14 protein-coding genes and 1 tRNA gene are annotated in these 14,049 nt (G+C 68.9%); 2 read left to right on the top strand and 13 right to left on the bottom strand.

Features of this window, described 5'->3' with window-relative positions:
- Nucleotides 1-50: 50 nt before the first annotated feature.
- The 8 genes from ACOGJB_RS09460 to ACOGJB_RS09495 form a co-directional block, all read right to left on the bottom strand.
- Nucleotides 51-1,277 (bottom strand): low temperature requirement protein A, encoded by a 1,227-nt coding sequence (locus ACOGJB_RS09460; protein WP_419840558.1) that lies wholly within the window; start codon nucleotides 1,275-1,277, stop codon nucleotides 51-53.
- 120 nt (nucleotides 1,278-1,397) lie between these two features.
- Nucleotides 1,398-2,090, bottom strand: coding sequence for a chlorite dismutase family protein (locus tag ACOGJB_RS09465; protein WP_419840707.1), 693 nt, complete (start codon nucleotides 2,088-2,090; stop codon nucleotides 1,398-1,400).
- A gap of 18 nt (nucleotides 2,091-2,108) precedes the next feature.
- Nucleotides 2,109-2,957, bottom strand: a complete 849-nt coding sequence (fdhD, locus tag ACOGJB_RS09470; RefSeq protein ID WP_419840559.1) for a formate dehydrogenase accessory sulfurtransferase FdhD — start codon at nucleotides 2,955-2,957, stop codon at nucleotides 2,109-2,111.
- A gap of 135 nt (nucleotides 2,958-3,092) precedes the next feature.
- Complete coding sequence (locus tag ACOGJB_RS09475) at nucleotides 3,093-3,512, bottom strand: PIN domain nuclease (protein ID WP_419840560.1); 420 nt, start codon at nucleotides 3,510-3,512, stop codon at nucleotides 3,093-3,095.
- A 1-nt stretch (nucleotide 3,513) separates the two neighbouring features.
- Nucleotides 3,514-3,720, bottom strand: coding sequence for a DUF2191 domain-containing protein (locus ACOGJB_RS09480; protein ID WP_419840561.1), 207 nt, complete (start codon nucleotides 3,718-3,720; stop codon nucleotides 3,514-3,516).
- 112 nt (nucleotides 3,721-3,832) lie between these two features.
- Nucleotides 3,833-5,455 (bottom strand): chaperonin GroEL, encoded by a 1,623-nt coding sequence (gene groL, locus ACOGJB_RS09485; protein WP_419840562.1) that lies wholly within the window; start codon nucleotides 5,453-5,455, stop codon nucleotides 3,833-3,835.
- Nucleotides 5,456-5,570: 115 nt separating this feature from the next.
- Entirely contained in the window at nucleotides 5,571-6,605 is a 1,035-nt protein-coding gene (locus ACOGJB_RS09490; protein ID WP_419840563.1) for a glycerate kinase, read from the bottom strand.
- Between the two features lie 12 nt (nucleotides 6,606-6,617).
- Nucleotides 6,618-7,241: a LytR C-terminal domain-containing protein gene (locus ACOGJB_RS09495; RefSeq protein WP_419840564.1), complete on the bottom strand. Its 624-nt coding sequence runs from the start codon at nucleotides 7,239-7,241 to the stop codon at nucleotides 6,618-6,620.
- Between the two features lie 272 nt (nucleotides 7,242-7,513).
- Here ACOGJB_RS09495 and upp point away from each other — a divergent pair, with 272 nt between their 5' ends.
- Nucleotides 7,514-8,140, top strand: a complete 627-nt coding sequence (upp, locus tag ACOGJB_RS09500) for a uracil phosphoribosyltransferase (RefSeq protein ID WP_419840565.1) — start codon at nucleotides 7,514-7,516, stop codon at nucleotides 8,138-8,140.
- Nucleotides 8,141-8,232: 92 nt separating this feature from the next.
- Here the strand turns inward: upp and ACOGJB_RS09505 are convergent.
- From ACOGJB_RS09505 to ACOGJB_RS09520, 4 genes are all read right to left on the bottom strand, one after another.
- Nucleotides 8,233-8,305: transfer RNA gene (locus ACOGJB_RS09505), tRNA-Thr, on the bottom strand.
- Between the two features lie 33 nt (nucleotides 8,306-8,338).
- Complete coding sequence (gene rlmB / locus ACOGJB_RS09510) at nucleotides 8,339-9,379, bottom strand: 23S rRNA (guanosine(2251)-2'-O)-methyltransferase RlmB (protein WP_419840566.1); 1,041 nt, start codon at nucleotides 9,377-9,379, stop codon at nucleotides 8,339-8,341.
- A 61-nt stretch (nucleotides 9,380-9,440) separates the two neighbouring features.
- The gene (gene ispF / locus ACOGJB_RS09515) at nucleotides 9,441-9,974 is read right to left on the bottom strand and encodes a 2-C-methyl-D-erythritol 2,4-cyclodiphosphate synthase (RefSeq protein WP_419840567.1); all 534 of its coding nucleotides are present in this window, start codon (nucleotides 9,972-9,974) and stop codon (nucleotides 9,441-9,443) included.
- A gap of 11 nt (nucleotides 9,975-9,985) precedes the next feature.
- Nucleotides 9,986-10,681 (bottom strand): IspD/TarI family cytidylyltransferase, encoded by a 696-nt coding sequence (locus ACOGJB_RS09520; RefSeq protein WP_419840568.1) that lies wholly within the window; start codon nucleotides 10,679-10,681, stop codon nucleotides 9,986-9,988.
- Between the two features lie 275 nt (nucleotides 10,682-10,956).
- Between ACOGJB_RS09520 and ACOGJB_RS09525 the strand changes: the two genes are divergently transcribed.
- Nucleotides 10,957-11,814, top strand: coding sequence for a hypothetical protein (locus tag ACOGJB_RS09525; protein ID WP_419840569.1), 858 nt, complete (start codon nucleotides 10,957-10,959; stop codon nucleotides 11,812-11,814).
- Here the strand turns inward: ACOGJB_RS09525 and ACOGJB_RS09530 are convergent.
- The gene (locus ACOGJB_RS09530; protein WP_419840570.1) at nucleotides 11,804-13,729 is read right to left on the bottom strand and encodes a cell wall-binding repeat-containing protein; all 1,926 of its coding nucleotides are present in this window, start codon (nucleotides 13,727-13,729) and stop codon (nucleotides 11,804-11,806) included. The genes ACOGJB_RS09525 and ACOGJB_RS09530 overlap by 11 nt on opposite strands.
- Nucleotides 13,730-14,049 lie beyond the last annotated feature (320 nt).

A 14,049-nucleotide genomic window follows, 5' to 3' on the forward strand; every position in this document is an offset into this window, starting at 1 on the left:
TGACGCCCCTTCGAAGTCGTCGACGCCGACGGGCCGAGGGAGGGGCGCTGTCAGGATTCAGCGATGGGGAGGGCGTGGCGGGCGTGGCGGACGAAGGCGTCGGCCCATACGGCGAGCAGCGTGGCGTTGAGTCCCAGGGCGAGCGCCCACGGCGGGGGGCGGAGTGCCCCGAGCACAAGCGAGACGGCTGCTGCGCCGAGCAGCGCATGAGGGACGAACCGGCGGCCGACGTGGCCGGCCATGGTCGCGGCGACCATGGCAAGGCTCGTGGCTGCCGTGGCCGTGGCGCCGGCGATGAGCCAGGCGCTGTTGGCCGGGGCGCGAGCATCGGCCGCATGCTCGACAAGGGAGACCATGCCGGCGCCGGCCGCTGCGACCGACATGACGAGCGGCAGATGCCCGTAGAGCCAGATGCTTCGCGGTGCGTTCGCAGGCCGGGGAATGCGACGGCCGACGAAATCGAAGTAGTTCCACCACAGGCCGAACCCGATCCCGAGCGCCAGCATCCCGGTGACGATGGTGCGGAAGTCTGGCGCGGCCTCTGCGAGACCGTCGGCGACACCCACGACGACCTCGCCCAGCACGATGATGACAAACAGGCCGAAGCGCTCTGCCATCGACTCAGTGACCCGCATGGCTTCCCCGAACCGGGGGCCTTGAATCACCGCGACTGCGAAGCTCATCACGAGAGCGACGAGCCACAAGACGAGCCGTGCGTCGTTGGCGCCGACGAACGTGCTGACGGCCATGATCACGGTGACAGCGCCGACGCCAACGATGTAGCTGGTGGCCAGCGGCCGCATCTCGCGGGCGTCGTGGCGGCGGACGTCGAACCACTGCCAGCCGATCAGCACGAGCAGCACGGTGTAGACCACCGCGAAGCCGCGCCCGTCGTCGGTGTCGGTGGTCGCGTGGCCGGCGTACACCGACAGCAGGACGAGCAGCGACATCTGGGCGAAGATGTAGCTGCGGCTGCGGCCGTCCTCGCCGCCGTGGAGCTCGTGGTACATCGAGCCGTTGGCCCAAGCGGTCCAGATCAGCGCGAAGACGAGCACGAAATCGCGCACGCCGACCCACGACACGTCGTCGGCGAGCGTGTGCGCGATCCGCGCCACCAGCACCACGAAGACGAGGTCGTAGAAGAGCTCGAGGAAGCTGACAGTGCGGTCCTCGATGACCTCGCCATGGGCGCGCGGAGGCCGCAGCCACGCCCGAATTCCCGAGGCCACCGGGCGTTCGCGCACGCTGAGCCGGTTCCGACGCGCTCTCGCATTCATCACATCAGTGAAACACGGCCGAAGAGCAGCACGGCGTCATTGCCGGACGGCTCATGTGAGCGTCGATTTGATGCTGCCGGGCGCTGCGCCTGCTAGCGCAGCGGTACTGGTCTGCGCCTGCTAGCGCAGGCCGATGCGATCGGCGACGGTAGGGGCGTCGGCGAGGAGTCCTGTGTAGAAGGTGCCGAACTCGCCGTAGATGGCACTCGCCTCGTCGAAGCGCATCGTGTACACGACGTCCTTGAGGTCGTCGAGGTGCTCGCCGAACAGTGTCACGCCCCATTCGAAGTCGTCGACGCCGGTGGATCCGGTCACCACCTGCAGGATCCGGCCACGGAACTGTCGCCCCGACTTGCCGTGGTCGTACATGAGCTCACGGCGGGTGTCGTAGGGCAGCGTGAACCAGTTGCCGCTGCCTTCGGCGACTGCGCTGCGGCGCTTGGACATGGGGTAGAAGCAGAAGGCTCGTTTGCCCTCGGGCGGCAGCTCGGGGTAGAGCCGCGGGGTCTTCATCTCGGGCGGCAGGTCGGGCGCGTATTCGCTCACCTCGGTCATCGACACGTAGCTGTCGGCCACTGCGAGGCCTGCGGTCTGCAGCAGCGTCTGCAGGTTGCGCAGGCGCCACAGGTCAGGCCCCAGCGCCATGAAGCCGACATCGGCCTTGTGGCCCAGCACAGCGACCGTGAGGACTTGGTGGTCGTCGTCAGCGGTGCTGTCGAGCGCCGCAAGTACGCCGGCACGATCCGCAGCGGGAGTCAGCTTGCAAAATAGGTGCAGCACGCCCCACCCGACCGACGTGGTCACCTCCGGCATCTGAGACACCCGCGCAGCCTAGGAATTCGCCGAGACGGCTGCGAGGGTCTCGCCGAGACGCTCGGGCACACCTGCCAGGCTGCCGCTGTACACGTTCAGCTCCTGGCCGCGTGCGAATCCCGCCAGCGTGATGGCGGCGGCCCGAGCCGACCCGATGGCGAGCGAGCTGGAGGCACTGACAGCGATGAGGGTTCCGATTCCCGCTGCCCACGCCTTCTGCACCATCTCGAAGCTCGCGCGGCCGCTGACGAACAGGGCCATGGCGGCAGCGTCGTCTCGCCCGTCGAGCAGGCGGCGTCCGATGACCTTGTCGACGGCGTTGTGCCGCCCGATGTCCTCGCGCACGACGTCGAGATGGCCGTCGGCATCGAAGGTTGCAGCGGCGTGCAGCCCTCCCGTGCGGCCGAACATCTCCTGGGTCCCCGGGACCGCGGCCAAGGCGGCATGCACAGCTTCGACGCTGAAGCGGTGGGTGCCCGCCAGCGGCCCCAAGCGTGCGGCCATGTCGGTGATGGTGGTGCTGCCGCAGATCCCGCAGGCGGCGCTGACGTTGCCGAGTCGCGGCGTGGGCACCGGCGCCTGGCCGCCGGTCTCCACGGTGACCACGTTGTACTCGAACTCGGCTGCTGGGCCTTCGCCGCAGTAGCGCACGCCCGTCACCGCTGCGTCGCCGAGCAGCCCGTCGCCTGCGCAGAAGCCCACCGCCAGCTCGTAGTCGTTCCCGGGCGTGCGCATGGTGGTGGCCACCATGTGCCCGTCGAGACGGATCTCGAGCGGCTCCTCCACCACGACCTCGTCGGGCGAGCGCCGCCATTCGCCCTGTCGCAGCCGGTCCACCAGCACCCGCATCGTGCGCCCTCGCCGCATCCGGTCAGGGTACCGGCACCCCCCGTTCCGGTTCGCCCACGCCGGCACCCGATCGCCGGGGACCAGCGCGGCGAATTGCCCGTCTATTCGCAGGCGTGAATCGGCACCAACGTTCCGTCCATCGGATCGACGGTGTCAGTCGGCCGTGCCTCGTTCGACAATCCACTCGGTGGGTTGACCGGTGATATCTGAGATGAGATCGAAATCGGCGTCGTAGTGCAACACGATGAGGCCGCGGCTTTCTGCAATCGCAGCAACCAGCATGTCAACCAGCGAGACGGCCCGGTGATGTCCGCGGCGCGCCAATTGACGCTGTATCGCGAGTGCTCTGCCGAGATCGCCGTCACTGGTCGGGGCCACCTCGAAGGCGGCAGCCCGCATCATGATCTCGTCGTACTCAGCGGCATTGCGAGCGCTGAACCCCAGTTCGTAGATCACCGGAGCGCACAGCGCAACCCGTCCCGACGCGACCATGGGAATGGCCGCTTCGCGGACCTGAGGGCGTTGGAAGCGTCCGAATGCGCTGGTATCTACGAGATGAGTGGCGCGGGCCACCTCAGTGCTGCCCACCCCACGCGTGTTCCGCTGCTGCGAAGTCGAAACGGCCGGGTTCAGACAGCATGTCAACGAGTTCGAGGCGGCGCTTGACGTTCACGATCTCGCGTAGCGAGGCATCGATGGTCTCGCGCAGTGTCGCCGTCCCCAGAATCTCGGCTGCCTGTGCTGCGATATCTCGATCGACTTCGACAGATGTCTTCGCCATACGCCAAAGCTATCAGCGGATCGGCGGCACCAATCCGCACGCGAGAGGGCCCGGGCGGTGGCCCGGGCCCTCTCGTTGGGTTGGGCTGTTCTTGGGGCTGTGAAGGATCCCGCTAGAAGTCCATGTCCGGCATGCCGCCGGGGGCGCCGCCGCCCGAGTCGGGCTCTTCGCAGATCACGGCCTCGGTGGTGAGGAACAGCGCCGCAATCGACGAAGCGTTCTGCAACGCAGACAGCGTCACCTTGGCAGCGTCGATGACGCCCGCAGCAACGAGATCCTCGTACTCGCCGGTAGCGGCATTGAGGCCCATGGAGCCGTCGAGGTCACGAACCCGGCTGACTACCACGCCGCCTTCAAGACCAGCGTTCTCCGCGATCTGCTTCAGCGGGCCGGCCAAGGCACGCTCGACCAGACGTGCACCGGTGGACTCGTCGCCGTCGAGGCTGTCCGCTACTGCGCTCACTGCCTCTTCGGCCCGCACCAGGGTGACGCCGCCGCCGGCCACCACGCCGGCCTCGATGGCCGCCTTGGTGGTGCTGACTGCGTCTTCGATGCGGTGCTTCTTCTCTTTCAGCTCGACCTCGGTGGCCGCGCCGACACGCAGCACCGCCACGCCGCCGGACAGCTTCGCCAGCCGCTCCTGCAGCTTCTCGCGGTCGTAGTCGGAGTCGGTGTTCTCGATCTCGTTCTTGATCTGCTCGATGCGGCCGCGCACTTCGGCCTCGTCGCCGGCGCCCTCGATGATGGTCGTCTCGTCCTTGGTGACGACCACCCGGCGGGCTGTGCCCAGCAGGTCGAGTGTGGTGTTCTCGAGCTTGAGGCCGACGTCCTCGCTGATGACCTGGCCACCCGTCAGGATTGCCATGTCGGCCAGCATCGCCTTGCGGCGGTCGCCGAAGCCGGGTGCCTTCACCGACACCGAGCGGATCGTGCCGCGGATCTTGTTCACCACGAGCGTGGCGAGCGCCTCGCCCTCGACGTCCTCGGCGATGATCACGAGCGGCTTGCCCGCCTGGGTCACCTTCTCGAGCACCGGCAGCACGTCGCGGACCGCGGAGATCTTGCCCTGCATGAACAGCAGGTGCGCGTCGTCGAGCACCGCTTCCTGCGAGTCGGGATCGGTGACGAAGTAGGGCGAGATGTAGCCCTTGTCGAAACGCATGCCCTCCACGAGGTCCATCTCGAGGCCGAACGTCTGCGATTCCTCGACGGTGATCACGCCGTCCTTGCCGACCTTGTCGAATGCGTCGCTGATCAACTGGCCGATGTCGCCGTCCGCGGCGGAGATTGCCGCCACCTGCGCGACGTGGGTCTTGGAGTCGGTGACGCTGATCGACATGTCCTCGATGGCGCTCACTGCGGCATCGACGCCGGCTTCGATGCCCCGCTTCACGGCCATCGGATTGGCGCCCGCAGTCACGTTGCGCAGACCGTCACGCACCATGGTCCACGCCAGCACGGTGGCGGTCGTGGTGCCGTCGCCGGCAACATCGTCGGTCTTCTTGGCGACTTCCTTCACCAACTCGGCCCCGATGCGCTCCACCGGGTCTTCCAACTCGATGTCCTTGGCGATCGACACGCCGTCGTTGGTGATCGTGGGTGCGCCCCACTTCTTGTCGAGCACGACGTTGCGGCCCTTGGGCCCCAGCGTGACGCGCACGGCGTCGGCGAGCTGGTTCATACCCGACTCGAGTGCACGGCGGGCCTCGTCGTCGAAGGTGATCATCTTGGCCATATCAGGTGGCTCCTGTCTCGGATGACTCTCGGAAGGGGTGACTCGACGTCACGATGCCGCGGTGATCGCAGCAGTCATTAGCACTCTAGGGAAGAGAGTGCTAACCGCCAACTCCTCAACTGAGTTGCTCGGCCAGTTCGGCGGCCGCCTCCCGCACTGCATTGAGCGTGTCACCCAACGACCGCTCGGCCCCGTATCGCTCCGTCAGCACCACGAGGCCCGTGGGGGGCGGCTTGCCCGCGGGCGGGCGCCAGTGAGCAGGATCGGCGCCGGGCTCACGAGTGCCCACAACGACGCCCACGGGCACGCCGCTCTCGGCGGCGATTTCCAGCACGCCGCCCACGACCTTGCCGTCGAATGAGCCCGCATCGAGCTGTCCCTCGCCGGTGATGACCAGATCGGCACCTTCGATTGCGTCCAGCAGACCGATCTCGGTCGCGACCACCTTGAAACCCGGTGCCAGCTCAGCCTGCAGGCCTGCGGCAAGCCCGCCCGCTAGGCCGCCTGCAGCGCCTGCCCCCTGCAACTCGGCGACATCTGCGCCATATCGCTCGCGGTACACGTCGACGAGTCGCTCGAGTCGGCGGGTCAACAGCTCGATCTGTGGCGGCGAGGCGCCCTTCTGCGGGCCGAAGATGCGTGCGGCGTCACAGAAGCGAGTGCGCACATCGCAGGCCACCACCACGGAGACACCGGCGAGGCGGGCCAGCGGCGACATGGCATCGAGTGCGCCGAGGCCGCCGTCGGTGGTCGCCGAGCCGCCCACGCCCACGATGACGCGGCGAGCGCCGCTGGCGACGGCCTCCGCGATCAGCTCCCCGGTGCCGGCCGAGGTCGCAGCGAGCGGATCATTCCCCCCGGCGCCGCCTGCGAGCAGCAGCCCGCTTGCACGAGCCATCTCCACGATCGCGTCGTCGCCCACGAGCCGCCATGGTGCCTCTACCCGTTCCCGCAGGGGCCCCGTCACCAACGAGGTGCGATTCGGCCCGCCCAGTGCGTCAAGCGTGCCCTCGCCGCCGTCGGCTGCGGGCAGGCAGGCGACCTCAGCCCGGGTGCCGGCGTGATGGCGCACACCTGCCGCGATCGCAGCTGCCACCTCCGCTGCGGATGCCGTGCCGCGGAACTTGTCCGGGCACGCAACGACTCGCACGCCGATTACTCGTTACTCGGCGATGTCGTTCCCCAGCGCCACCAGTACGTCGGGCGACTCGAAATCCTGCACGGCCGACGTGTCTGCGGGCATCTGGCGCACGTCGTCGTCGGGGTCAAGCTCGAGCACACCGGCAATCGCCCGCGCTTCGAGCAGTGCACCCGGCTTGTAGTAGATGACTGTGCTGTCGAGCGGCGTGCCCGCATAGTTGGTCGGCGTGTTGGTGATGTAGCTCAGCGTCTTGAACCGGTCGGTCAGCCTCCCCGCAGCTCCCCGGACCGCGGTGGAGTTGGCGACCTGCACGGACACCTCTGACGCAGATCTGGGCTGGAACGGCTCTGCCCCTGCGGAGGTGGTGTCGGTGGCGGGCTCGACAGTGATGGCCGGTGCGACGCTCGGGGCCGGCGCAGGGTCGCCCGCGCCGGCATCGGACACGCCGGTCGTCGGCGTCGGTGCCTCCGTCGCCGACGGGACCGTTGCCCCGGGCCCGGCAGCCGATGTCGTGTCGGTGACGGTGGTGTCGTCGGGGTCATCGACCGAACGGAGCAGCAGCACGCCCACGACCACGGCCACCAGCACCAGCAGCAATCCGCGCACTGCCGCGCCGCTATTGGATTCGCCGGCTTGGCTGTTCATCGGCTGACCTCCCGTCGATGTTCGGCCCGGTCTCGGGCAGCCCGAGCCGGCGTGCGCTGCATGTGTTGGTCGCGCTTGTATATGGCGAAGAACCGCTTACGAGCGGCAGTGTTGTGAGCGTAGGGGCAATGAAGCGCTGCCCGGTGTACCCCTCAGCACCTAACTTGCGCACGAACGAAGATCGCGGCAGGGGGATCGCTTCGTGAGCATCACCCTGCGAGAGTCACACGACCAACTTCAGGCGACGAGAGGCACCCCATGAGCGTCAGACGGTGAGCGTCACGATCGTCGAGCATCCGCTAGCGGCGGAGCATTTGAGACATCTGCGCCACAAGAACACGGCGCGCGATGACTTCCGCCGGCACCTCGACGGCTTGACGTCGGTGCTGCTGACCCAGGCGCTCGCCGACGCGACATGCGTGCCGGCCGACGTCGAGACACCGCTGGGCACCGCCGGTGCCAGCCGGCTGGAGCCGATGCCGGCGATCGTGCCCGTGGTGCGGGCCGGGCTGGGAATGCTCGAGGCCGCATTGCGGCTGCTGCCGGTCGCTCCGGTCGGATTCGTGGGGATGCGGCGCATCGAGGCGGACCAAGGCGTCGGTCACGAGTGTTACCTGGAGTCGCTGCCCAGCGAGCTGGAGGGCCGACCGGTGGTGGTGCTCGACCCGATGCTGGCCACCGGCGGTTCCGCGGCCGAGGTGCTGCGGCTTGTGGCTGCGGCAGGTGCGGGGCCCCTGACGCTGGTGTGCGCGCTCGCCGCGCCCGAAGGTGTCGAGGCCCTGCGATCAGCCGCCGAGGTGCATGTGGTCACCGGCGCCCTCGACAGCCACCTCGACGAGCGGAAGTTCATCGTGCCCGGACTGGGCGACGCCGGGGATCGTCTTTACGGCTTGGCCTGAACCGCTGAGCCGAGGGCCGACCCCATGAGGGCTCCGAGAGGGGCCACAGCGTCCTTGCTGTACACCGACGCGACACCAGACGGCCCGGTCTGAGCCCGAGGTGGGAATCGAACCCACAACCCCCGCTTTACAAGAGCGGTGCTCTGGCCGTTGAGCTACTCGGGCACCATGTCCAGCGTATGGGCGGCACTCCAGATTTCAGGCCGAATTGCGGGTACGGGCTCTGGAGATGTCGAACAGGGCCACGGCTGCGGCGGCTGCCACGTTGAGCGATTCGATGCGTCCCAGCACCGGGATCGACACGACCTGGTCGCACCGGCGCTCCACCAGGGCTGACAGACCGCGCCCCTCCGCGCCGAGCACGAGCACCAGCGGCTCGTCGGCGACCCGCAGCGATTCGAGCCCGTCGGGCGCGTGACCGTCGAGACCGACTGCCCACAGACCTGCGTCGCGGAGCTTCGCGAGCGCCGCGGGCAGACCGCCGACCAAGGCAATCGGCAGGTACTCGATGGCGCCGGCGGCTGCTTTCGCCGCCGCGGGAGTGAGGTTGGCCGAGCGGTGGCGGGTGAGCACGATTCCAGTCGCTCCGGCGACTTCCGCGGTGCGCAGGATGGCCCCGAGGTTGCCGGGGTCGGTGACGCCGTCGGTTGCCACGACGAGCGGCGGCGTATTCCCCGCAGGTCTCGCCAGTTCTTCGAGCGGCACAGGTTGGACGGCTGCGGCCTTGGCGATCACGCCCTGAGGCGCGGCAGTGAGCGCGGCCTCGTCGAGCTTGCGGCGGGTGAGCTCGCGCACCGGCACTCTGCGGTCGCGGGCGAGGTCGACAATCTCGGCCAGCGTGGCAGCCGAGTGCGCGTCTTCGCAGATCAGCACCTCGTACACCTTGCGATTGCCGGCCCGCAGCAGCTCTCGCACGGCTTGGCGCCCCTCGAGGTGATCCCCGCCAAGACCCCTTGGCCGTGACTGCGAGCGGCCTGCTTGAGGCTGTTGCTCAGGTTGCCGCCCGGAGGCCGAACGATTCGCTGCGCCGGCGCGCTGCTGCTGCCCGCCACCCCCGCGGCCCGAAGACCGAGTTCCCCGCTCTCCACGCTGAGGCGGTACGCCTCGCCCGCTGCGCTGAGGAGGAGCGCCCCGGCGCCTGCCCCGTTGCGCGCTCATTGATCGCCGCAGTCCCCGACCAGCCGACCGGTCGGTGGCGGCCTGTCCCGGGCAGAGGCCGCACAGCACCCCGGGCACCATGCACGCCGCCCGTTCGCATCGGCCCCGCAGGGCGCAGTCGTCCAGCGGGGCACGGACTCAGTCAAGCGCTTGGCGCCGTCAACGATGCGGTGACCAGAGCAACGGCATGGGCCACGATCCCTCCGGTGGTGCCGAGCCCTTCGGTGCGCTTGCCGCACACCGTGACCGGCCCGCCGGCCGCGCCGCTGAGCCCCGCTTGCATCTGGTCGCGATGCGGGGCGATCATCGGCTGATCGCAGATGACCGTGCAATCAGCATTGGCCAGCCGCCAGCCGGATTCAGCTAGGAGAGAGGCAACCCGTCGCAGCATCTCGATGCTGTCGGCACCACGCCAGCGCTCATCGCTGTCAGCAAAATGCGTGCCGATGTCGCCCAGTCCGGCAGCGCTGAGCATCGCGTCGATCACCGCATGCGCCACCACGTCGGCGTCGCTGTGGCCCTCCAGCGGCTGCTCACCCGGGAATCGGACGCCGCCCAGCACCAGCGTCCGCCCGTCGCCGTCAACAGCTTCGCCGGCACCGCCAAACGGATGCGCGTCGTAACCGTGACCCACCCGCATCGCCGGCCCAGCCGTGCCCCGAACAGCAGCACTCACAACCGTGGACGCTAGAGCCCGCCGCCCGAGATGCGGTCGGTGAGCAAGGCCTCCACAACGACGAGATCTGCGGCCGTGGTGACCTTGTGCGCCGCCGCCTCGCCCGGCACCGCCATCACCGTGCCGCCGGCTGACTCGACCAGCGCGGCGTCGTCGGTGGCCTCAGGCTGGCCGCCATGCGCTGCCACGAGCACGTCGCGGCGAAAGGCCTGCGGTGTCTGCACGGCAAAGAGCCCTGAACGATCCACAGTCCCTGCAACGACGCCTCCGCCGGGGGCCCACTGCGGAACCCGTTTGAGCGTGTCGCTGACCGCCAGCACCGGCACCGCGGCGTCGGCCCCGTCTCGAACCGCAGCCATCACGTCTTCGATCAATCCCGCCGAGGCGCCAGGCCGAGCGGCATCGTGGCAGACGACGACGTCGACGTCGACGGGCACCGTCTCCAGCCCGCACCGGACCGATCCCGAACGGGTCGCGCCTCCTGCCACAACGACGTCGGCGCCTCCAGTGCTGGCGACAGTCGTGCCGATCAAGCCGATCGGCACGACCAGCGTCACCCCATCGCACGCCGCCCGCGCCGCGGCGACGCTCCAAGCGACCATCGAGCGGCCGGCGACGGGCATCATCACCTTGGTCGTCCCGTCCGCAGCGCTGCCGAAACGGGTTCCGCCCCCGCCGGCCAATACGAGTGCCCAAGCCCGAGCCACCTGCCAAGTCTGCCCGCCGTCTCGCTCGGCGGGTGCCCCCGACACTCCTGTCGCGGCTGCGGCGGAGCGGGCCCTGCACATCGTCGGCGGCGTGAAATCGCCGACCAAACACCCCTACATGGACACGTTGCGCACCTGCGGTACCCTGATGAGTCCTCGGCCCTCGCGCCGCAGTCCCGTGACGGCCCCGCCGATGCGGCGGCTGCGATGACGGCACATTCGACACAACGAAGGAACCGCAGATGCATTTCGGCAGGCGTGCAATATTGAGTGTGATGGCTGCCGCGGCGTTCGCGGGCGCGTGGGCCGGCGGCACGGCTGTGGCCTCGGCGGCAACGCCACAGCAGGCAACGGGGGGGGGGATCTCCGTGGAGTGTGCCGAGCCGGACGACAACGGCGTCGCAGCTTGCGGCGTCTTGTCGAGCCACAGCTTCTCCGGTGACGAGCAACTCGAATTCAGCGCCACGATGCACGACGGCAGCACCGTCACCGGCACCACCGGAACCTCAGGGGTGTCGGGGCTGCGACCGGTCTGGTGTGTCGTGCCGTCGTCGCCGGGCACACGCTGCTATGTCTTCGAAATCACCGACTCGGGAACTTCGGGAGGGCAGCCGCAGACACCCGGCAGCACGGGATCGACGATCGTCACGCCGTCAGAGGGGACCCCTCAGGGTTCGCAGCAAGCCAGTCTGCCCGGCGCGGCCCCCTGCCCGGATCAGCCGACGCTGACGTGCATCTCACAACCGCAGGGCGACAACGTGGTGACGATCCGCGTCGAGGATCGGGGCGACGGCACCGGCGCGAAGGTCACCGTCGAAAAGGACGGCGAGACATCTGAGCACGATGCCGCTGGCTACCACAGGACGCAGGATGACAGCTCGACCACCCAGCAATGGCAAGAGAACGTCGGCGAGACCACCGACGACGATGACATTGCGGTGATCTGGGCAACCGACGGCACACAGACTGAAGAAGAGCAGCTCAATCGGCAGCGCCTCGAAAATGAGATCTACGAGCGTGGTGAGCCGTATGTCGTCTGCTTCGAGGACGTGACCTACACCAAGACGAATGCAGACGGCACCACCGAGCAGGTGACGGTTCCCGGCGGCGACTGCATCGTCGTCACGCCGTAGGCGGTCCTAGCACGAGCGGCACAGCGCTCTGGCCCTCGGAGTTGTCCCCCCAGCAGACGATCTCGCCGCTCACACGCACGGCGCACACGTGCCACGCGCTCGCGACGACGGAACGGTAGGCACCGGTCGGCGCTTCGGAGATCTGATCGAGTCCGTCGAAACCCCAGCAGACCACCTCGCCGCTCGGCGCCCGCAGCGCGCACGTCACGTCTGCTCCCGCTGCAACGTGCGTGTACGAGCCGGCCACTGCCTGTGCGGCAGCGCTCTCGCCCCAGCAGACCGCGGCGCCGTCGGGCACCCGCAGCGCACACGCGTGCCAAGCACCGGCGGCGACTGCGAAGAACCTGCCCGGCGGCGCCTTCGACACCTGCCCGCGACCGTCGAAACCCCAGCAGACCACCTCGCCGCTCGGCGCCCGCAGTGCACACGCGTGACCCCAACCAGCAGCAACGGCCGAGAACCGGCCTGCGGGGGCGTGCCGCACTTGCCCGTAGCTGTCGTCGCCCCAGCAGTCCACCGCGCCGCCGGCACGGCGCAGCGCACATGAGAATCCCATCGCAGTTGCGCCTTGGGGTTGCACCCCGCCGGCCGCGATCGCGGCGAATGCGCGGTCGGGCGCGTCGAGCTGGTCGCTCGAATCGTCGCCCCAGCACACTGCATGTCCGCGGGCGTCCAGCGCGCACGAATGACGTCCCCCTGCCGCGATCACAGCGAAGGCGCCGGGCGGAGCGTCGAGCTGGTCGCTCGAATCGTCGCCCCAGCACACGATGCGGCCCCCCACCTCGAGAGCGCAGGTGTGCTCGGCGCCTGCCGCCGCTGCTTCGTAGACGGGTGCGTCGGATTGCAGCACCCCTGCCGCTGCCTCCGATATGGCCGCTGTGCCGCCGAACAGCGTCAACGACGGTGTCCTGGCGCGCGCCCACGACACCGTCGCCCGATCTGGCGTCGAGGTGTCGCTCAGCAGCAACGGGGAACACCTCCGTCCGAGCAGCGGTGCTGCGCTCAACGCGTCGAAGGGCGAGCGCGCCGTGGCGACCCCTGCCGCTGCGGCGTCGAAGCACTTGGCGTCCGGCTCGGACGCGTACGCACCGTCGACGAAGCTCGCCAGCGCCACGGCAGTGTCGAAGCGCGTCGCGCCGCCGATGCGTGTAACGCTGATCCGCGCGGCGATCAGCTCCCCCACGACTGCTTGCGACACAGCAGAGGGGCCGCCCATGATGACGGCGTGCTCAACGTCGAGCTGGGCGAGCGCTGAGGTGATGTCGGCACCGAGCGCGTCGCGGGAGGTGAGCAAGATGGGGTGCTGGCCGCGCCACGCAACAGGTCCGGCAACCATCGCATCGACGAACACATCCGCACTTGCCACCATCGCCGTTCGTCCGAACTCCGGCAGACGGCCGAGGTCGTCGAGGCGCCGCGCGGCCGTCGCCGAGAGTGCGGAGGGGTCGCTGCCGCTGAGCAACTCCACATCGGCGAAACGGCGTCGCAGGCGCTCAAGCGCCGAGGCGCCCAGCGAGCGAGCACGGTCGATGACCACAATCCGGGAGACGCCTGCATGATCGAGCACCTCCAAGGCGGTCGCGCTGGGTCCAGCGGCGGGGCTGAGCAGCACCGGGGCATCCAGCGAACCGGCCAAGCCGGCGGCGATGACCGCGTCGCGCCAATCGGTGCCTGGCACGACGACAGCAGAATCGACACGCCCGCCGGCCTCGGCCACAAAGCGTTTCGTGACGGCCAGCGACGTCTCATAGCGATCTGCACCCCAGATGCGATCCAGCGTGACTGATGTCGCTGCACCGGCATCAGCGAGCAACGTCGACGCAGACAGCACCGCTGCGGTCAACAGCGTCGTCAATGCACACGCCCGACCGGGCCGCCACGGCGCCCGCCCCAGCCTGCCGCCTGATGCCACCATTCGCCTCCACCCGTCGCACGACGATCTGCGATGTCACCTCAACGTACTCGCACCGACCGCAGCGACTCGCTGTCGGCGCTCCCTCGACATGTCGTCGCTCCCTCGACATGTCGTCGCTCCCTCGACATACAGAAAACGCGACGAGACACGATTGACACGCCGGTCTTCGTCGGCCCGCAGGCCGAGCAGCCTGACGTGCGATACCGTCTGCGGACCCCGCATCGGTGCAGGTCCAGCTCTTGGCGAGCCGACCCGTGCTGGTGCGTCGATGTCGTCCTTACAGTACTGAAGCGGGCGTGCGGCCGGTCGCGTGCTGAGGT

The sequence above is a fragment of the Candidatus Poriferisodalis sp. genome (assembly GCF_965208895.1).
Lineage (GTDB): Bacteria > Actinomycetota > Acidimicrobiia > Acidimicrobiales > Poriferisodalaceae > Poriferisodalis.